The organism is Lentzea sp., assembly GCF_035525475.1.
Classification (GTDB): Bacteria; Actinomycetota; Actinomycetes; order Mycobacteriales; family Pseudonocardiaceae; genus Lentzea.
In genome coordinates this window covers 30,914-48,389 of sequence record NZ_DATLEC010000170.1, presented here as the reverse complement: position 1 = coordinate 48,389, position 17,476 = coordinate 30,914, and the positions used below count along the sequence as shown (strand labels likewise).

The window sequence follows — 17,476 nt, the reverse complement described above, 5'->3', positions numbered from 1 at the left end:
GAGCGGCGGCGGTCCTGGAGCCCATCGCGGTGACGGAGACCACAGACGAACCCTCTCCGGAGCCTGAATCTGACGCTTAAGCGTCAAAGACCGACGCGGGCACTGCCGCTTCGACCTGTAGCCAATCGTGTGGGTAAAGTGTGGATCACGCAGAAACAGGTGAGGCCCCATCCACTGTGGACGGGGCCTCACCTGCGTTAACGCTCCCCCAACTGGACTCGAACCAGTAACCCTGCGATTAACAGTCGCATGCTCTGCCAATTGAGCTATGGGGGAATGTTCGGTTGTTCTCGCCTGCCAGGCTTGGTTCTTCCTGACAGTGGGTAACTCTACATGAGCCGCAAAACGGGTTCCGCAAGGACCCCCGCTTTGCGGCGAAATAGGCCCTGACCAGGCACGATGAGAGGAGACCGCATGAAGGGCATCTTGGTGGGTGCGGCAGTCGGCTACGTGCTCGGCGCCAAGGCCGGACGGGAGCGCTACGACCAGATCGTGCGCCTCTGGCAGCGCTTCACCGCGAACCCCACGGTGCGCAAGACGGCGAGCCAGGCCAAGGACAAGGCGTTCGAGGCCGCTCACCAGGCGAAAGACCTGGCTGTGGATGCCGCGGACAAGGCGGCCGAGAAGGCTCCGTGGAAGAACAAGGAGCAGGCGAACGGCCTGCCCGTCACGCCGGTCAAGTGACGATCTTCACACCTGGGCCACCGCGAAGATCCGCCTGAACGGGAACCACGTCGTGCCGTCGGCTCGCTGGGGATATGCCTCGCGCAGCCGCGGCGCGAGTTCCGCGACGTAGGCATCCCAGTCCGCTGAGGACAGTGCCGCGCGCACGGGTCGCAGGGCCGTGCCGCTCACCCATTCGAGCACCGGGTCCGGACCTGCGAGCCGCTGCACGTACGTGGTCTCCCAGACGTCCGCGGAGGAGCAGTCGCCCAGCAGGTTCGCGTACCCCACGGGGTCCAGGACGGGCCGCTCGGCGCGGAAGACGTGCGCCAGCGACGCTCCGGCCACCTCGCGGATCAGGCGGTGCGACGCGTCCGCGTAGTTGCCCGGCACCTGGAAAGCGAGCCACGCGCCGGGTGACAGCGCCGAGACCCACGACGACACGATCGAGGGATGTTCCGGCACCCACTGCAGGACCGCGTTCGACACCACGACGTCGGTGTCCGGCAACGGTTCCCACGTGGTCACGTCGTCCACCCGCGCGTCGACGCCGGCGGCACGAGCGGCCTCGACCATCTCCGGGGACGAGTCGAACGCCTCCACCACCGCCGAAGGCCACCGCTCGGACAGCGACGAGGTCAGGTTGCCGGGCCCGCAGCCCACGTCGACCACGCGCCGGGGCTCGGCGGCCCCCACGCGCGCCACCAGTTCGTAGAACGGCCGCGCCCGGTGATCGGCGAAGGCCAGGTACTGCGCCGGATCCCACATGCCGCTAACAGTACACGCGTACTGCTAGCCCGCAAGCCTCGACACCAACGGTGCCACGGCCTCGCGCACGGCCTCCAGGTCCACGCCCGCGTCGCCGCGCGCCTGCCACACGACGCCGTCACGGCCGGGGATCTTGCGCCGCAGGACCCACACTCCGGGCGACTCCAGACGCTCGCGGGACCGGATGGAGCCCTCCACGCGCTGGCTGATCGCCCGCAGCACGCGACCGGGGTCGTCGACCGCGAACCTCTGTGCCGGAAGGTCTTCCAGCAGCACGACGGGTCCTTCGGTGGAGGCCTCCACCGCCTCCACGACCCGCAGCGCGCCCTCCCACTTCACCTTGCTGACCAGGTGCCAGCCGATGCGGCGGGGACCCGGCAGCCACAGGCCGAGCGACGTCACCACGACGTGCCCACCGCCCTGCACGCCGGTGAAGGCGATCACGGTCTCGTCCGGTTCCAGCGAGCCGGTGAACCCGTCCGGCGCACCGTTGCCGAACAGCCGTCGGAACAGTCCCACTACAGCACTCCCGCGCTCTGCTGCAGGAGCGCCTTGCGGTACTCCTCCAGCGCCACCAGGTCGCCCCACAGGGCGCGGTACTCGTCGGCGTCCTTGATCGGGGACAGCCGCCGCAGCCGCGACTTCACGTCCTCGACCTGCTTGCCGACCTGCACCTCCTGCAGCCGCGCGATCACCATCGACACGTAGCGGAACTCGTCGTTCTGCTTGACGGTCAACGGTTCCACCGCGAGCTCGGTCAGCACCGACCGCACCGACGCGTGCGAGCACGCCTGTGAGATCGCGTCCAGGTACGCCGAGCCCGCGAGCCCCGAGGCGGCGCCACCGGCGGCACGGATCGCGCGGTGCAGCGCCACGTACGCGGGGTCGGTGAACGCCTCGTCGGGCAACGAGTCGTACAGCGGACCGGCGTACTCGGGCAGCCGCAGCGCGACCTTGAGCACCTCGCGTTCGGGCACCAGCCGCGGGTCGCGCGGGTTCGGCCGCGGCGGGCCGTCGACCTCCACGCCCAGCGCCATCTGGTTCGGGTCGGTGCGCTGCGCGGGGGCGGCCGGGCCCTTGCCTCCGGCGGTCTGGCGCACGCGGCGCACGACCATAGCCTCGTCGTCCCAGCCCACCCACCAGGCCAGGCGCGTCGCGTAGCCGTCGCGCTTGGCGCGGTCCTTGATCTGCGCGACGAACGGCACCATCTTCTTCAGCGCCTCGACGCGGCCGTCCACCGAGTCGAGGTCGTAGGCCTTGAGCTGCGCCTTGATCGCGAACTCGATGAGCGGCGTGCGCCGCGCCACCAGGTCGCGCACCGCCACGTCGCCCTTGGCCTGCCGCAGCTCGCACGGGTCCATGCCGTCCGGCGCGACCGCGATGTAGGTCTGCGCGGAGAAGTGCTGCTCCCCGTCGAACGCCTTCAGCGCGGCCTTCTGGCCCGCCTCGTCGCCGTCGAAGGTGAAGATGACCTCGCCGTTCACGTCGTCGTCGATCAGCAGCCTGCGCAGCACGTTCATGTGGTCCGTGCCGAACGCGGTGCCGCACGAGGCGACCGCCGTCGGCACACCGGCCAGGTGCATCGCCATCACGTCGGTGTAGCCCTCGACGATGACCGCCTGCTTGCGCTTCGCGATCTCGCGCTTGGCCTGGTCGAGCCCGAACAGCACCTGCGACTTCTTGTAGATCATCGACTCGCTGGTGTTCAGGTACTTCGCCTGGATCGGGTCGTCGTCGAAGATCCGGCGCGCGCCGAACCCGACGACCTCGCCGCCGATGTCCTTGATCGGCCACAGCAGCCGCCGGTGGAACCGGTCGATCGGCCCCTGCTTGCCCTCCTTGACGAGCTGGGACTTGATCAGCTCCGCGACCTCGAAGCCGCGGCCGAGCAGGTGCTTGGTGAGCTTGTCCCAGCCGCCGGGGGCGAACCCGCAGCCGAACTGGCGTGCCGCGGCCTCGTCGAACCCGCGCTCGGCCAGGAACTCGCGCGCCTTCTGCGCCTCCGGCGTCGCGAGCTGCTCCGCGTAGTACTCGGCGGCCGCCTTGTGCGCCTCGATGAGCCTGCTGCGGGTGCCGCGGTCGCGCTGGATCGTCGCGCCGCCGCCCTCGTAGGTGAGCTGGATGCCCGCGCGGTCGGCGAGCCGCTCGACGGACTCCACGAACGACAGGTGCTCGACCTTCATCACGAAGGCGATCACGTCGCCGCCCTCACCGCAGCCGAAGCAGTGGAACGTGCCGTGCGAGAGGCGCACGTTGAACGACGGCGTCTTCTCGTCGTGGAAGGGGCACAACCCCTTCAGCGCACCGCCGCCGGCCCTCTTGAGCGAGACGTGGTCCCCCACGACCTCGTCGATGCGGCTGCGCTCACGCACCAATGCGATGTCGCTCTCCCTGATGCGTCCTGCCACGCCCCCGAGTCTAATCCTTTGGCAAACTGCCAACCGTGACCACGGCCGACGTCTTCGGACTCCACCGCACGCACCTGATCGGTGTCGCCTACCGGCTGACCGGCAGCGTCGCCGACGCCGAGGACGCCGTGCAGGAGGCGTGGCCCCGGTTCGCGAAGGCGGAGGGGGTCGAGGACGCACGGGCCTGGCTCACGACCGTCGTGAGCCGCATCTGCCTCGACCGGCTGCGTTCGGCCGCCGTGCGCCGCGAGACCTACGTGGGGTCGTGGCTGCCCGAGCCGTTGGTCACGACCCCGGAGGACGACGACCCGCTGGCCACCGTCGTGCGGTCCGACGGCGTGCGCATGGCGGCGTTGGTGCTGCTCGACAAGCTCACGCCCGACCAGCGCGTGGCGTTCGTGCTGCACGACGCGTTCGCGGTGCCGTTCAGCGAGATCGCGAACGTGCTGGGCGTCTCGGAGGCCGCGGCCCGCCAGCACGCGTCACGGGCCCGCAAGACCGTGACGGGTTCCACACCGCCGCCGCGCGCCGCGCTGGACGAGCAGCGCGAGGTGCTGGAGAAGTTCCTCACCGCGATGGTGAGCGGTGACATCGACGCCGTGCTCGGCCTGCTGCACCCGGACGCGGTGATGATCGGCGACGGCGGCGGCAAGGCGCGCACCGCCGTCAACACGGTCTCCGGCGCGGACAAGGTCGCCCGCTTCTTCCTGGGCCTGCTCCGCAAGTACGGCTACCCGGAGCACCGCCCGGTGCTGGTCAACGGCGACCTCGGCATGGTCATGGCGGCGCAGGGCGACATCGCCTCACGCGTCACCACGTTCACCGTGCACGACGGCAAGGTCACCGCCATCTACGACATGGCGAACCCGGACAAGCTCGGCCACGTCGGGTTCTGACCGGGGTCACCACCGCAGGCGCAGCAGCTTCCCCACGTCGCGCAGCTTGGGAATCGCGCTGACGACCTTCATCTGGATCCGGCCCGCCCCGGGCAACGCGTCCAGGTGCGGCAGGTCCACGCTGCGCCAGGCGTCCACTGTGGTCAGTCCGGGGTGCAACGCCTCGATCTCGCGCGGATCGTCGACGCCCCAGTGCAACGTCGCACCGGCGTTGCGCACGGCGGGGACGAGCTTCTGCAGCTTGATGCCCCACGAACCGTAGACGTCGAACAGCAGCTCACCGCTCGAGAACCGTTCGGTGATCCTCCTGATCAACGCGTGGCCCTCCTGCTGCGTGAGGTACATCGAGAGGCCTTCGAACACCGCCACCACCGGCCGGTCCGCAGGGACACCGTTGAGCCACGCGTCCTCGGTGACCGACGACGCCACGAGCGCGTAGTCGCCGCCCGGCGCGGGCAACAGCTTGTGCCGCAACGCGACCACGTCCGGCATGTCCACGTCCACCCACCGCACGGTGTCCGGCCGGTCGAGCCGGTGCGCGCGGGTGTCGAGACCGCAGGCCAGGTGCAGCACCGTGCAGGACGGGGTGCGCCGGAGGAAGTCCCGCGTCCAGTCGTCGAGCACCCGCGCGCGGATGGCGACACCCACCGCCGACGTGAGGTTCATCCCCGTCTTGCCGAAGTCGTAGTCGATGCGGTCGACGGCGCGCTTCGCCTCGTCGTCGTGCAGCACGGACGCGGGCCGTTCGCTGTCGACCGCCCGGCCGTACAAGGTGGCGAGCATGGTCTCCTGCGCACCCGTCAGGGCGATCTTCTCCACCTCCCTAGTCTGTCGGGACGCGGCACGCGTCACCACTGGTGAACCCCTGGTCCCTGATGCCGAACGCGCTGTTGAACCGCGCCCGCTGGTTCTCCAGCGCGATCTGGTAGGTCAGCGCGACGAGCTCCTTGCGGCCGAGCAGGTCCTCCAGCTCGGCGACCTGCTCGTCGGTGACGGTGACGGGCGTGTCCGTCATCGCGTCGGCGTAGGCGAGCGCCTTGCGTTCCAGGTCGGTGAACAGGTCGGAGGTGGCGTACGAGTCGATGTGCTCGAGCCGCTCGATGCCGAGTCCTCCGTGCTTCATCAGCATCGCGCCGAAGTCGACGCACCACGAGCAGCCGAGCTTCACCGCCGTCCGGTAGACGCAGAGCTCGAACAACGGCCCGTGCACCGCCTTCTTGACCGCCAGCTCGTGCCGGCCGCTCGCCACCAGCAGCTTCGGGTGGTGCGCCGTCACCGTGACGGGCTCCGGCACCGCGCCGAACTCGCGCCGCGCGAACCAGTACACGGCCTTGGTCAGCAGGCCGGCGTCCTTCGTGGAGACTCCCTTGATCCTCGTCATGACCTGGGGACGGGACGGCCTGGCGAAATGTGACACCTTTGGGTGACTGGGGTGCGGGGCGGCCAGCTCATAGGGTCCCTGCATGAGCAACGACTTCGTGCTGGACATCGATCACGAGTCGGCCGGGCTGCTGGCGGGAACGCTGCTGGCGGGCGACTCGTGTGCGGTGCCGGTACGACACCAGAACGTCAAACTGCTGCTGTGCGCGCTGCCGGGCGAGGACGGCATGAGGCTCTTCCTGCGGCGCAACACACCGGGCTAACGGTCGTACACCGCGACGTACTCCATCAGCAGGTCGCGCGACCGTTCGTTGTCGAGCGCGACGGCGTGCATGCGCCGGAAGACCGCCACAGCCCGTTCCACGGTCTCGAGGTCGCTGGCGAGCATCCAGTTCGCGAGGTAGACGAGCGGCGGTTCGTGCTCGTACTGGATCAGCGCGTAGTCGAGCCCGACCGCCGCCGCCCCGCCCGCGCTCTCGGGCACGACCCGGATCGACGGCGCGTGGAACAGCAGGTGCAGGACCTGGTCCTCCATCAGCCGGTTGTTCCCGACGGCGGTGCGCAGCGCGTACTCGTGGATGAAGAACACGCATTGCGGCAGCACACCGTCGCTTTGCAGCTCGGGCGCCGGCGCGAAGCCCAGTGCCTCTGCCAGCGCCTTCTCGTAGCACTCGGTCCGCAGGAGAACGGGGATGGTGACGCCGCTGAAGCAGGTGATCCGCGTGGCGCCCGCCGCGGCGAGCACGACGAGCTGCTCGCCGGCACCGTGCTGGGTCATGCCTGGAACGGTAAAGCCGTGATCATGGTCTCGCCGCGCGAAACACTCGCTCTACAGGGCGAATGCTCCCCCGAACGGTTACGGACGGGCGACCTGCGCGAGGAAGTAGACCGCCTTGGACGCGGTGTGGCGGACGGCGAGCAGGAACGGCCGGTCGACGGTCACCACGACCGGGTCCACCGGGATCTCGATCGACACGGTCCGGAACGTGACCGCGGTGGCCGCGGCGCCTTCGAGGCCTTCCTCGTCCAGGCGCAGGACGGCCTCGTGGACCACCTCGTCGACGAACATCCGGTCGTCCGGCGAGAGCCCGCTGAAGTCGGCGTCGCGCGAGAACATGCGCTCGACCCCGAGCTGCCGCAACGTGTTCTTGAGGGTGAACTTCGCCCGTACGTCCACTTTGGGCAGTGAGAGCTCGAGACGGGTGAAACCGTCCGCGTCGAACACCGACGGGTCCAGGGGCTGGTCCAGCGACTCGTCCGGCAGCAGGACCACGGTCTCGACGCCGGAGCCCGCGGGCAGCACGATCGTCTGCCAGCCGTTCCGGTGGGCGTAGCGGAACTTCTCGGTCACCTTCATGGTCGGCACGTCCACGTCGCCGCCGGGCGCGTGGAACGGCTTCGCGGCGGTGTCCCAGGCGGCGAACGGGTTCAGCCAGCCCACCTTGAGGTACAGGGCGTTGACGATGATCGCGGCGGCGTCCGCGGGCGGCGGGTCCGGCAGCAGTTCGGGGATCAGGCCGCGGGTGGTCTCGGCGACGTCGGTGTTGACGAGCTTGCGGACGGTCGACGGGTCGGAGAACGCCGTGCGCCGCACCGAGGACGTCAGCGAGAAGTCCGGGTCGAGCCTGAGGTCGTCATCGGCCCACAGCGTGTTCGCGACGGCCAGTTCGGGCACGTCGAGGGCGTCGGAGGCGTCGAAGTCGCGCAGCAGGCCGTCGAGCTCGGCGCGGGTCTCGCCACGGGCGGCCTCGCGGGCCAGCGCGAGCGCGCTGGCCACCGAGTACGGCGACCAGCACGCGTTCGAGGACGGATCAGGTACGGCGACGCGGTGCAGGGTCAGGGCGAAGTCGGCCTGGTCGGTCACGAGGTCTCCTGGGAATCGGATTCAGTGGCGCGGGTCCGGCGGTGACATCACGGGATGACGTGTTCGTCCGAAGCTACGCCGATGCGCGGTGCCAGGCCACGGCCTGCGCGTCCGTGAGCAGCGCGACCTGGTCGACGACGACGCGAAGCCTTGCGGCAGGGGAGGAAGCGGCCGCGAAGACCGGGCGGAACGCGGGGTCGAGCGACGTCGGCCGCTCCAGCAGCCGGGTGACCAGGCCGGTGATCAGCTCACGTTGCTCCGCCTGCATGGCGAGGCGGGCGGGGTCGCTCATCACGTACCGGACCGCCATCGCCTTGAGCAGCGCCACCTCCGCGGCGACCTGGCGCGGGACCTCCAGCGACGCGTTGTAGCGCGTCAACGGCCCGTCACCGTGCACCTCGCGCGTAGCGGTGACGGCGGCGGAGGCGAATCGGCCGACCAGTTCGCTGGTGAGGTTCTTCAACGCCACCTGCGCGCCGAGCGAGCCGTCGTACTCGTGCTCGGTCCAGTACGCGATCACCGGCAGCGTGAGCAGCTGCTCGGCGGTGTCTTCGAGGTCCGACACGGACTCGTCGGAGAACGTCTTGGCGGCGAGCGACGCGATGGCGGCCCGTTCGTCGGGACAGGCCAGCGCGCCGAGGCTGATGCGGTGGGCCAGCACGCCGTCCTCGACGTCGTGCACCGAGTACGCCACGTCGTCGGACCAGTCCATCACCTGCGCCTCGATGCACCGCTCACGGTCCGGTGCGCCCTGACGCATCCACTCGAACACCTCGACGTCGTCCTCGTACACACCGAACTTCACCGTGCCCGGCGTGCGCGTCCACGGGTACTTCGTCGACGCGTCGAGCACCGCACGCGTGAGGTTCAGGCCGTGCGCGGACTTGGGTTCCAGGCGCGCGAGGATGCGGAACGTCTGCGCGTTGCCCTCGAAACCACCACATGGGCCTGCCAGCTCGTTGAGCGCCCTCTCGCCGTTGTGCCCGAACGGCGGATGGCCGATGTCGTGCGCGAGGCCGGCCGTGTCGACGATGTCCGGGTCGCAGCCCAGCTCCTCACCGATGCCGCGGCCGATCTGGGCGACCTCCAGCGAGTGCGTCAGGCGCGTGCGCGGCACACCGGTGACCTCGGAGCCCTCGCCGGGGCCGACGACCTGGGTCTTGCCCGCGAGCCTGCGCAACGCCGCGGAGTGCAGCACGCGGGCGCGGTCACGGGAGAACGGCGTGCGCGTGTCGGTGCGGGCACCCGGCAGCGCGGCGCTCTTGGGTCCCTCGGGGAGCAGGCGCTCCGCGTCGTGGCCGGTGTATCCCATCACCCGATTTTAGGGAGGTTCAGCTCCTCGAACACGCCGGCGTGCGCCTTCATCAGGCGGTAGTACAGCAGGGCTCCGGTCTCGCGCTTGATGTAGAACCACTGCGTCTCGCGCGTCTGCACGTTCGGGCCGACGCGGGTCGGCGACGTCCACGCGCGCAGACCGGCGTCCTCGGCCATCGTGCGGGCGCGCAGCGAGTGCCACGGGTCGCTGACGATCACGGCGGTCGTCAGGTCGCGCTCCTTGGCCACCGACGCGACGGCGCGCAACGACCCGAGCGTGTCCGCGCCCTCGCCGACCTGCAGCACGCGGTCCTCCGGCACACCGCGCTTCACCAGCCACAACTTGCCGACCTGGCCCTCGGTGAAGTTGTCGCCGGGCTGTCGGCCACCGGTCGTGGCGATGTAGCTGACGACACCCTCCTGGTAGAGGCCCAGCGCGTGCTCCAGGCGGGCTTCGAGCACGTCGGACGGGACGCCGTTGTACTGCGCGGCGCCGAGGACGACCGCCACGTCGGCCTTCGTCCAGTCGTCGACGCGCGCGACCTGCCAGACGCGGAACGCCGTGCCGCCCACCACGAGCACGCCGATGACCAGCGCCCCGAAGACGAGGCGCAACACGATCCGGCGAATCCTGGCGAATGGCTTGAGGGGCGTGGTCCGCACACCCTGCATGGTTCCAGACCGGGGCGGTCTCGCGTTGACGCCCCTGCGAGGATCAACGCCATGCCTGCCGAACAGCCCACCGTCCTCGCCACCTCCGGAGGCTGGCGCCCCGGTCACCGCAGCGCGCTGGAGTTCAACAAGCTGATCCACTTCGCGCTGGAGCTGTCCGGCGTGGAAGGCCGCAGGCCGCGGCTCCTGCACGTCGGCACGGCGGGCGGCGACCAGCGGGCGATGAACGCGAACGTGGCGGAGGCGGGCGCGATCGCGGGCGTCGACGTCTCGTTCCTGAACCTCTTCACGATGCCGCCGACCGACGACCTGGAGAGCTACGTGCTGTCCCACGACGTCGTGTGGGTGGGTGGCGGCTCGGTCGCGAACCTGCTCGCGGTGTGGGAGGTGCACGGCCTCGGACCGGTGTTCCGCGCGGCGTGGGAGGCCGGCGTCGTGCTCAGCGGCGTGTCGGCGGGCTCGATCTGCTGGCACGTGGGCGGCACGACCGACTCGTTCGGCCCGGACCTGAGGGTCGTCACCAACGGCCTGGGCTTCCTGCCCTACGGCAACGGCGTGCACTACGACTCCGAGGAGCAGCGCCGCCCGAAGGTCCACGAGGCCGTCGCCGCCGGTGTGCTGCCGAAGACGTACTGCACCGACGACGGCGTCGGCCTGCTCTACCGCGGCACACAGCTCGTCGAGGCGGTGACGGAACGCCGCGACTCGGGCGCATACGTGGTGGTCAGGGACGATTCTTCAGCAACCGCACAGGAGGAGAAGCTCGACACCAGGCTCCTGTGAGACGGACCTTGGAAGGGTGCGCTGGACTCTGATCCTCTTCCTCGTGGCGGTCGTCTTCGCGATCCCGGACGCGTCGCCGTGCTCGGCGCACGCGAAGCCCTCAGCCGATATATCGCGCGGCCCGGACGTGCTGGACGATCCTGATATATCGGATACCGGTTCTGATGCATCGGATACCAGATCGGCGATATCCGATATATCAGCGGCTGATATATCGGATATCGCGGCGGCGGGCGGTGCGTCCGACGTCGGCGTCGCCGTCCTGGACCTCGACTCCGGCGAGACGGTCGCGGAGCAGGGCGACAAGCCGTTCTACTCGGCGTCGCTGTCGAAGCTGATCCTCGCCGTCGACGCTCTGAGCCGGCCGTTGTCCGCTGAAGACCAGGACCTGGTCCACCGCGCGCTGAGCGCCAGCGACGACAACGCGATGGACGTGCTCTGGACGAGGTTCGACGGCATGGACGCGATCGGCCGCGTCGCCGCCGAAGCAGGCCTCACCGGCACGCACGCCCCGGACGACCCGTCGCAGTGGGGCGAGGTCGTCATCACCGCCGACGACATGGTGCGGCTCTACCACTACATCCTCGGCTCACCGGTGCGCGACGCGGTCGTCGCGGCGCTCTCCGCCGCCCCGGCCACGGCCGCCGACGGCTTCGACCAGGCGTTCGGCCTGCTCGGCGTCACCGGCGTCTACGCCAAGCAGGGCTGGATGTACTACCTGCCGAGCGACGTCTACCTGCACAGCGCGGGCGTCCTCGACAACCGCTACGCCGTCGCCGTCCTGACGACGAACCCGACCGGCGACTGGACGACGGCCCGTCAGTCGATCAACGCCGTGACGCAGGCCGTCCTCGCGAAGCTCGGCGTCAAGGGCTGACCCGCAACACCTTGCGCGCGGTGAGGAACGCGACCCCGCCGAGCACCACCGGAATCGCCAGTGCGGCGAGGTACACGGCCGCCCCCACCGTGAACGGCACCGGCCGAGCCTCGTCGCTCAGCAGCGCCACCTCGAGCAACCAGGCGATCATCGCGCAGACGATCGTGCTCCCCCACAACACCCCGAGCACCCGGCACAGCAGCGGGGCGTTGTTCACGTCGAGGTACCCGTCCCGGGCACAGGTCCGGACACCGATGAGGCTTCCGCCGGACAACAGCCCCCAGAACGCGCTGAGCCCTGCCGTGATCAATCCCATCCGAGCGAACGGGTCGTGAGACGACGGCAGGTTCACCCCTACCGCGACGAGCACGATCCCGGACACCAGCGCCAGCCAGACGACCGCCAGCCCCGTCATCGCCGTGCGCGCCCTGATCCACTCGACGCGCGGAACGGAGATCCACACCCAGTACGGCGCCGGCCCCTGACCGACGACGATCACCTGCCCGCTTCCCAGTCCGAACCGACAACCGGCATGGTCCACTCGCGGCCGATGTCGTGGATCTTCTGCATGATCGCGTTCTGCTCGGTCTCGATCGTGTTGGTGTGGGACTCCAGCGCCATGACCGCGGCGCCGATGATGCCGATGACGACGGTCAGGCCGCCTGCCACAGCGCCGATCGCGGCCGGGATGCCCACGACCGTGCAGGCCGCCGCGATCGCGCCGGCCGCCGCCACGGCGAAGGTGGTGAGGGCGACGATCATCGAGATCCAGAACGCGTCGATCGAGTTGGCCAGGGTGTTCAGCGACGCGCGCATCTGGTTCGCGACGTCCTTCACGGCGGTCAGGCCCTGCGGCTGCGGCGGGACGGCGGCCGCGTAGGCGCGAGCAGCCCGGCCCTCCCACTCGACGTTCGTGCGCATCTTGTCGAGCGTGAGCGTGCCCGCGATGTCCCCGAGCACGTCGCCGACCTGCTCGACCCAGCCGGTGCCGACCTGCCGGAGCCTGTCCGGGTCACCCGTCTGGCGACAGACCTGGCTGACCCGGTCGCGGAACTCGGCGATCCTGCCGGTGAGCCACCGGACGTCCTCCTCGATCTGGTCGATCATCGGTCGCAGCGGCGGAGGCACCCAGGTCAACGTCGCGTTGACGACGTCGAAGAACCGTTCCAGATCGCGGTCGACGGCCTCGACCTTCTCGGCGGCCTGCAACGCCAGTGCATTGGTCACCTGAGCTCCCCCGTGAGCCGGTGCAGGTTCGCGGCTTCCTCGCGCTCGTAGGTGTCGGCGGCGGCACGCAGGCCGTCGCCGACACCGTGGAACGCCGCCGTCGCCTGTCGCAGCAGGTCTTCGAGCACCGTCCTGACGGTGTCGTACGTGCGGTCGAGGCCCCGGTCGACCGCCCACATCGACATGTCGTGGCCCGTCAACATCAGTCCGGCGATGGCCTTCTGAGGGCCTTGCACGCTGTCTGCGGCGGCCGACCACAGACGGGCGTCCGCGCGCATCGCCTCCAGCGCGACTTCCAGGTCGCTCACGCCAGTCCCACCTTCCGCAGCAGCCTCGCCGGATCACTCGCCAGTGCCTGGAGCCGCGTGATGGCCGGCCCCGACGGAGGAGAAGGAGGCGTGCCGCGGTCGTGCAGCGAGCGCAGCACCTCGGCGAGCTCGCCCTCGACCTCGGCGGTGGGCGCGGCGTGCAGCCAGTGGCCGTCGATCTCGACGCGGACGACCCGGCCGGACCGCGCGGTGCCGCTGACGTGCCCGGCGCGGCTTTCTGCCCGCAGCAGGGCGTTCACCGTACTGCCGGGACCGGCCGCGAATGCGGCGAGCTCGGCGTTCACGGCGGCGAACAGCCGTTCCGCGTCAGCACGGGTGAACGGCGTCTCGTCCACCTCGGCGCTCGGGGAGGGCGGCTCGACGGCCGCCAGATCGCCCTGCGCTTCCACGTTGCGCGACAACGCCTGCATGGTCGCGTTGTTGGCCGCGGTGAGCACGGCGGCACCCAGCGCGCGTGGGTCGAGAGTGTCACGCCACCGCGCGGTGAGCCGCACCTCGCGCACGCGACCGTCGGGCTCGACAACGACCGAGACCGCGCCGCTCGCGTCCGTGCCGACACAGCTGTCGTCCTGCTGAGCGGGCGGCTGTGGTCGCCGCTCGAACTCCCGGTCCTCGGCTTCCTCGAAGCCCCACCTGCGGTTGTCTTCACCCACTCCGCGCCCCCTGCACGCTGTGACGAGCCGACTTCACAGCGTAGCAGGGTCTACGTCCGAACGGAGTAGTGTCAGCAGCCGACCAGACGTGCTGCCAGGTACGACTCGAGCTGGTCCATCGCCACGCGCTCCTGCGACATCGTGTCGCGCTCTCGCACCGTGACGGCGAGGTCGGTGAGCGTGTCGAAGTCGACCGTGACGCAGAACGGGGTGCCGATCTCGTCCTGGCGGCGGTAGCGGCGGCCGATCGCGCCGGCGTCGTCGAAGTCGACGTTCCAGTTGCGGCGCAGCGCGGTCGCGAGGTCGCGGGCCTTCGGCGAGAGGTCGGCGTTGCGCGACAGGGGCAGCACGGCGACCTTGACCGGGGCGAGACGGCGGTCGAGCTTCAGCACGACGCGCTTGTCCACGCCGCCCTTGGCGTTCGGGGCCTCGTCCTCGGTGAACGCCTCGAGCAGGAACGCCATCATCGGGCGGCCCACGCCGGCCGCCGGCTCGATGACGAACGGCTTGTAGCGCGAGTTCGTGGCCTGGTCGAAGTACGACAGGTCGACGCCCGAGTGGTTCGAGTGCGTGGTGAGGTCGAAGTCCGTGCGGTTCGCGATGCCCTCGAGCTCACCCCACTCCTGGCCGCCGAACCGGAAGCGGTACTCGATGTCGACGGTCCGCTTCGAGTAGTGCGACAGCTTCTCCTTCGGGTGCTCGTAGTGCCGCAGGTTCTCCTTCGACACGCCGAGGTCCGTGTACCAGCGCGTGCGCTCGTCGATCCAGTACTGGTGCCATTCCTCGTCCGTGCCGGGCTCGACGAAGAACTCCATCTCCATCTGCTCGAACTCGCGGGTGCGGAAGATGAAGTTGCCCGGCGTGATCTCGTTGCGGAACGACTTGCCGATCTGGCCGATGCCGAACGGCGGCTTCTTGCGCGACGTGGTCTGCACGTTCAGGAAGTTCGTGAAGATGCCCTGCGCGGTCTCGGGGCGCAGGTAGTGCAGGCCCTCCTCGGTCTCGATCGGACCGAGGTGGGTCTTGAGCAGGCCGTTGAACATCTTCGGCTCGGTGTAGGAGCCGCGCACGCCGCAGTTCGGGCACGGCACGTCGGAGACGTCGCCCTCGGCGATCTCCTTGCCGGTGCGCTCGGAGTACTCCTCGGACAGCGTGTCCGCGCGGAACCGCTTGTGGCACGACTCGCACTCGACGAGCGGGTCGACGAACGCCTCGACGTGACCGGAGGCGACCCACACGTCGCGGGGCAGGATGACCGACGAGTCCAGGCCCACGACGTCCTCGCGGCCGCGGACCATGAAGTTCCACCACTGGCGCTTGATGTTGTCCTTGAGCTCCACGCCGAGAGGCCCGTAGTCCCACGCCGAGCGGGTACCGCCGTAGATCTCCCCGCACGGGTAGACGAACCCCCTGCGCTTGCAGAGGCTGACAACGGTCTCAATACGATCGGCGGCCAACGGGAACTCCATCGGGGGAATCAGATTCGGGAGCCCAAGCCTAGCCCGTCACGTCAGGCTCCGAACGGGCGACTGGAGGGCCTACCCTGCACGAATGGAAGACCGGCTGCGCGAGCTGTGGGACTTCGCCGACCTCGGCGGCACCGAGGCGAGGTTCCGCGCGCTCCTCGACGACGTGGGCACCGACGACGAGCGCGCGGAGGTGCTGACCCAGCTCGCCCGCGTCGAGGGACTGCGGGAGGACTTCGCCGCGGGGCACGCGTTGGTCGACGAGGCGGAGGTGCTCGTCGCGCCCGACTCGACCGGCCGGGTCCGCGCGTTGCTCGAACGCGGCAGGCTGCACCGCTCCGGCGGCGATCCCGAGTCCGCGCAGCCGCTGTTCGTGGCGGCGTTCATCCTGGCCAAGACCCGCGGTGACCTGTCGCTGGCGGTTGACGCCGCGCACATGGCGTCGCTGGTGGACGACCCGGAGAAGTGGACGAAGCAGGGCCTCGAGATCGTCGTCGCCCACCCCGAGCTGGTGCGCTGGCTCGGCCCGCTGCACAACAACCTCGGCTGGTTCTACTACGAGAACGGCCGGTACGACGAGGCGCTGGACGCGTTCGAGAAGACGCCGGAGGCCTACGGGGAGAGCGGCAAGGCCAAGACGCTGCACGCGCTGGGCCGCTCCGCCGAGGCGGCGGAGGCCGCGCGCAGGGCGCTGGAGCTCCTCCCCCACGACTCGCACGAGGAGTGGGTCGAGGAGATGCGGGCTATCGCCGCGGGTTCGTAGGCCCGGAGGCCTCGCCGAGCCGGACGGTGAACGCGTCCTCCGCGAGCAGGCTCGTGTGCTCCTCGACCTGGCCGTCGACGCTGGTCAGCGTCGGCTCGTACATCGCGGGCTCGTCGGTCAGCGCCTCGGACAGCAACGGGATCACGTGTTCGCGCACGGGGAACGGCGACATCGCGCGCCGGTAGGCCACGACCGACTCGAACTCGACGGTCAGCACCCACCTGTCGTCCTCGTCGGTGGACCGCGCCAGGGTCCCGCGCAGGCATCCCGGCTGCGCAGTCAGCAGCTTCAACGCCTCCTCGACGCGCGAGGTGAACGTCTCGGGATCGGACACGCGGAACCGGCACACGAGTAGCACGGTGCAAGGATGGCACGGTGACCAACAAGCGCCCCCTGCTGCCCGGTGACGGCCCGCTCGCGCGCGTCCGCCCGGTCGTGGCGTTCGTGCTCGTGCTCGGCCTGTTCGTCACCGGCGTCCTCGTCAGCGGCACGCTCGGCGCGGTGCTCCTCGGTGTGCTCGTCGCCGGCGCCGCGGTGCTGCTGGCGGCCACCTGGAAGGTGCTTTCCCCAGCTCACCGCACATTGCGCGTGGTGGTCCTGATGGTACTGGTGCTCATCACCGTAGAATTGGTTGTGAAAATCCCTACCAGGTGAGGTGTGCCGCCATGACCGCTCAGCTGCACGGTGAGCACTCCCCCGAACGCGCGGCGCCCGCACCCGCGCCGCGACACGCCCCCCACGCGCTCGCCGAGGCGGGTGACCTGCTGCGCGCGCTCGCCGCACCGGTCCGCATCGCCATCGTGCTGCAGCTGCGGGTGCACGACCGCTGCGTGCACGAGCTGGTCGAGGCGCTGGGCGTGGCCCAGCCGCTGATCAGCCAGCACCTGCGCGTGCTGAAGTCGGCGGGCGTGGTGCACGGGGAAAGACACGGCCGCGAAGTCGTGTACCGGCTGGTGGACGAACACCTGGCGCACATCGTGGTGGACGCTGTGACGCACGTCGAGGAGAAGTTGTGACCGGACTGAGGTCCACCAAGCAGCGCACCGCGGTGTCGAACCTGCTCGACCAGCTGGACGACTTCCGCAGCGCCCAGGAACTGCACGAGGAACTGCGCCGCCGCGGCGAGGGCATCGGCCTGACCACGGTGTACCGCACCCTGCAGTCGCTGGCGGACGCCGGCCAGGTCGACGTCCTGCGCACCGACTCGGGCGAGGCGATCTACCGCCGCTGCTCGGCGCACCACCACCATCACCTGGTGTGCCGCCACTGCGGCCGCACGGTCGAGGTGGAGGGCCCCGCCGTCGAGAAGTGGGCTGACCGCGTCGCCGCCGAGAACGGCTTCTCCGAGGTCAGCCACACCGTCGAGATCTTCGGCACGTGCGCGGAGTGCACGGCGAAGGGTCTGAAGTAGCT

24 protein-coding genes and 1 tRNA gene are annotated in these 17,476 nt (G+C 69.9%); 9 read left to right on the top strand and 16 right to left on the bottom strand.

Annotated features, from left to right (window positions below; genetic code table 11):
* Positions 1-203: 203 nt before the first annotated feature.
* Positions 204-276, bottom strand: a tRNA-Asn gene (locus VM306_RS28220).
* Positions 277-414: 138 nt separating this feature from the next.
* Between VM306_RS28220 and VM306_RS28215 the strand changes: the two genes are divergently transcribed.
* Positions 415-684, top strand: coding sequence for a hypothetical protein (locus tag VM306_RS28215; RefSeq protein WP_325520481.1), 270 nt, complete (start codon positions 415-417; stop codon positions 682-684).
* 6 nt (positions 685-690) lie between these two features.
* On the opposite strand, the gene VM306_RS28210 is transcribed toward VM306_RS28215, so the two are convergent.
* From VM306_RS28210 to dnaG, 3 genes are read right to left on the bottom strand one after another with little or no spacing between them, the layout of a single operon-like run.
* Positions 691-1,431: a trans-aconitate 2-methyltransferase gene (locus tag VM306_RS28210; protein ID WP_325520479.1), complete on the bottom strand. Its 741-nt coding sequence runs from the start codon at positions 1,429-1,431 to the stop codon at positions 691-693.
* Positions 1,432-1,455: 24 nt separating this feature from the next.
* Entirely contained in the window at positions 1,456-1,950 is a 495-nt protein-coding gene (locus VM306_RS28205; RefSeq protein WP_325520477.1) for a hypothetical protein, read from the bottom strand.
* Positions 1,950-3,839: a DNA primase gene (gene dnaG, locus VM306_RS28200; RefSeq protein ID WP_325520475.1), complete on the bottom strand. Its 1,890-nt coding sequence runs from the start codon at positions 3,837-3,839 to the stop codon at positions 1,950-1,952. The genes VM306_RS28205 and dnaG overlap by 1 nt, the downstream gene beginning before the upstream one ends.
* 35 nt (positions 3,840-3,874) lie before the next feature.
* On the opposite strand from dnaG, the gene VM306_RS28195 reads away from it, so the two are divergent.
* Positions 3,875-4,735: a sigma-70 family RNA polymerase sigma factor gene (locus VM306_RS28195; RefSeq protein ID WP_325520473.1), complete on the top strand. Its 861-nt coding sequence runs from the start codon at positions 3,875-3,877 to the stop codon at positions 4,733-4,735.
* 6 nt (positions 4,736-4,741) lie between these two features.
* On the opposite strand, the gene VM306_RS28190 is transcribed toward VM306_RS28195, so the two are convergent.
* Both VM306_RS28190 and VM306_RS28185 read right to left on the bottom strand, forming a co-directional pair.
* The gene (locus tag VM306_RS28190; protein WP_325520471.1) at positions 4,742-5,554 is read right to left on the bottom strand and encodes a class I SAM-dependent methyltransferase; all 813 of its coding nucleotides are present in this window, start codon (positions 5,552-5,554) and stop codon (positions 4,742-4,744) included.
* A gap of 4 nt (positions 5,555-5,558) precedes the next feature.
* Positions 5,559-6,116: a carboxymuconolactone decarboxylase family protein gene (locus VM306_RS28185; RefSeq protein ID WP_325520469.1), complete on the bottom strand. Its 558-nt coding sequence runs from the start codon at positions 6,114-6,116 to the stop codon at positions 5,559-5,561.
* Positions 6,117-6,198: 82 nt separating this feature from the next.
* Here VM306_RS28185 and VM306_RS28180 point away from each other — a divergent pair, with 82 nt between their 5' ends.
* A complete protein-coding gene (locus VM306_RS28180) occupies positions 6,199-6,378 on the top strand; it encodes a hypothetical protein (RefSeq protein ID WP_325520467.1) in 180 nt (59 codons plus the stop codon).
* On the opposite strand, the gene VM306_RS28175 is transcribed toward VM306_RS28180, so the two are convergent.
* The 4 genes from VM306_RS28175 to VM306_RS28160 form a co-directional block, all read right to left on the bottom strand.
* Complete coding sequence (locus tag VM306_RS28175; protein WP_325520465.1) at positions 6,375-6,893, bottom strand: Scr1 family TA system antitoxin-like transcriptional regulator; 519 nt, start codon at positions 6,891-6,893, stop codon at positions 6,375-6,377. The genes VM306_RS28180 and VM306_RS28175 overlap by 4 nt on opposite strands.
* A gap of 78 nt (positions 6,894-6,971) precedes the next feature.
* Positions 6,972-7,979, bottom strand: a complete 1,008-nt coding sequence (locus VM306_RS28170; protein WP_325520463.1) for a serpin family protein — start codon at positions 7,977-7,979, stop codon at positions 6,972-6,974.
* Between the two features lie 73 nt (positions 7,980-8,052).
* Entirely contained in the window at positions 8,053-9,291 is a 1,239-nt protein-coding gene (locus VM306_RS28165; RefSeq protein WP_325520461.1) for a deoxyguanosinetriphosphate triphosphohydrolase, read from the bottom strand.
* A complete protein-coding gene (locus VM306_RS28160; RefSeq protein WP_325520459.1) occupies positions 9,291-9,956 on the bottom strand; it encodes a YdcF family protein in 666 nt (221 codons plus the stop codon). The genes VM306_RS28165 and VM306_RS28160 overlap by 1 nt, the downstream gene beginning before the upstream one ends.
* A gap of 60 nt (positions 9,957-10,016) precedes the next feature.
* Here VM306_RS28160 and VM306_RS28155 point away from each other — a divergent pair, with 60 nt between their 5' ends.
* Both VM306_RS28155 and VM306_RS28150 read left to right on the top strand, forming a co-directional pair.
* Positions 10,017-10,748: a peptidase E gene (locus VM306_RS28155; protein WP_325520457.1), complete on the top strand. Its 732-nt coding sequence runs from the start codon at positions 10,017-10,019 to the stop codon at positions 10,746-10,748.
* 16 nt (positions 10,749-10,764) lie between these two features.
* Complete coding sequence (locus VM306_RS28150; protein ID WP_325520455.1) at positions 10,765-11,625, top strand: serine hydrolase; 861 nt, start codon at positions 10,765-10,767, stop codon at positions 11,623-11,625.
* Here the strand turns inward: VM306_RS28150 and VM306_RS28145 are convergent.
* The 5 genes from VM306_RS28145 to VM306_RS28125 all read right to left on the bottom strand — a co-directional run bounded on the left by VM306_RS28145 (position 11,615) and on the right by VM306_RS28125 (position 15,291).
* Positions 11,615-12,124 (bottom strand): hypothetical protein, encoded by a 510-nt coding sequence (locus tag VM306_RS28145; protein WP_325520453.1) that lies wholly within the window; start codon positions 12,122-12,124, stop codon positions 11,615-11,617. The two genes, VM306_RS28150 and VM306_RS28145, sit on opposite strands and share 11 nt — an antisense overlap.
* Entirely contained in the window at positions 12,121-12,852 is a 732-nt protein-coding gene (locus VM306_RS28140) for a hypothetical protein (protein ID WP_325520451.1), read from the bottom strand. Before VM306_RS28140 ends, VM306_RS28145 begins: the two co-directional genes overlap by 4 nt.
* Positions 12,849-13,160 (bottom strand): hypothetical protein, encoded by a 312-nt coding sequence (locus VM306_RS28135; RefSeq protein ID WP_325520449.1) that lies wholly within the window; start codon positions 13,158-13,160, stop codon positions 12,849-12,851. The genes VM306_RS28140 and VM306_RS28135 overlap by 4 nt, the downstream gene beginning before the upstream one ends.
* Complete coding sequence (locus VM306_RS28130; RefSeq protein ID WP_325520447.1) at positions 13,157-13,834, bottom strand: YbaB/EbfC family nucleoid-associated protein; 678 nt, start codon at positions 13,832-13,834, stop codon at positions 13,157-13,159. Before VM306_RS28130 ends, VM306_RS28135 begins: the two co-directional genes overlap by 4 nt.
* A gap of 71 nt (positions 13,835-13,905) precedes the next feature.
* Positions 13,906-15,291, bottom strand: coding sequence for a glycine--tRNA ligase (locus VM306_RS28125; protein WP_325520485.1), 1,386 nt, complete (start codon positions 15,289-15,291; stop codon positions 13,906-13,908).
* A 94-nt stretch (positions 15,292-15,385) separates the two neighbouring features.
* Between VM306_RS28125 and VM306_RS28120 the strand changes: the two genes are divergently transcribed.
* Positions 15,386-16,063 (top strand): tetratricopeptide repeat protein, encoded by a 678-nt coding sequence (locus VM306_RS28120; protein WP_325520445.1) that lies wholly within the window; start codon positions 15,386-15,388, stop codon positions 16,061-16,063.
* Here the strand turns inward: VM306_RS28120 and VM306_RS28115 are convergent.
* A complete protein-coding gene (locus VM306_RS28115; RefSeq protein WP_325520443.1) occupies positions 16,044-16,421 on the bottom strand; it encodes an antibiotic biosynthesis monooxygenase family protein in 378 nt (125 codons plus the stop codon). The genes VM306_RS28120 and VM306_RS28115 overlap by 20 nt on opposite strands.
* Before the next feature lie 17 nt (positions 16,422-16,438).
* On the opposite strand from VM306_RS28115, the gene VM306_RS28110 reads away from it, so the two are divergent.
* Genes VM306_RS28110 through VM306_RS28100 form a run of 3 tightly spaced genes read left to right on the top strand, consistent with a single transcriptional unit; the run spans position 16,439 to position 17,474 of the window.
* Positions 16,439-16,717: a hypothetical protein gene (locus VM306_RS28110; protein ID WP_325520441.1), complete on the top strand. Its 279-nt coding sequence runs from the start codon at positions 16,439-16,441 to the stop codon at positions 16,715-16,717.
* Positions 16,718-16,728: 11 nt separating this feature from the next.
* Complete coding sequence (locus tag VM306_RS28105) at positions 16,729-17,079, top strand: metalloregulator ArsR/SmtB family transcription factor (protein WP_325520439.1); 351 nt, start codon at positions 16,729-16,731, stop codon at positions 17,077-17,079.
* On the top strand, positions 17,076-17,474 hold the full coding sequence (locus VM306_RS28100) for a Fur family transcriptional regulator (RefSeq protein ID WP_090100492.1): 399 nt from the start codon (positions 17,076-17,078) through the stop codon (positions 17,472-17,474). The genes VM306_RS28105 and VM306_RS28100 overlap by 4 nt, the downstream gene beginning before the upstream one ends.
* Positions 17,475-17,476 lie beyond the last annotated feature (2 nt).

What these genes read in the sequence shown, in the direction of transcription:
- VM306_RS28120 (WP_325520445.1), top strand. Translation starts at nt 15,386, where the DNA reads ATGGAAGACCGGCTGCGCGAGCTGTGGGACTTCGCCGACCTCGGCGGC.
- VM306_RS28155 (WP_325520457.1), top strand. Translation starts at nt 10,017, where the DNA reads ATGCCTGCCGAACAGCCCACCGTCCTCGCCACCTCCGGAGGCTGGCGC.
- VM306_RS28215 (WP_325520481.1), top strand. Translation starts at nt 415, where the DNA reads ATGAAGGGCATCTTGGTGGGTGCGGCAGTCGGCTACGTGCTCGGCGCC.
- VM306_RS28210 (WP_325520479.1), bottom strand. Translation starts at nt 1,431, where the DNA reads ATGTGGGATCCGGCGCAGTACCTGGCCTTCGCCGATCACCGGGCGCGG.
- VM306_RS28180 (WP_325520467.1), top strand. Translation starts at nt 6,199, where the DNA reads ATGAGCAACGACTTCGTGCTGGACATCGATCACGAGTCGGCCGGGCTG.
- VM306_RS28175 (WP_325520465.1), bottom strand. Translation starts at nt 6,893, where the DNA reads ATGACCCAGCACGGTGCCGGCGAGCAGCTCGTCGTGCTCGCCGCGGCG.
- VM306_RS28105 (WP_325520439.1), top strand. Translation starts at nt 16,729, where the DNA reads ATGACCGCTCAGCTGCACGGTGAGCACTCCCCCGAACGCGCGGCGCCC.
- VM306_RS28185 (WP_325520469.1), bottom strand. Translation starts at nt 6,116, where the DNA reads ATGACGAGGATCAAGGGAGTCTCCACGAAGGACGCCGGCCTGCTGACC.
- VM306_RS28165 (WP_325520461.1), bottom strand. Translation starts at nt 9,291, where the DNA reads ATGGGATACACCGGCCACGACGCGGAGCGCCTGCTCCCCGAGGGACCC.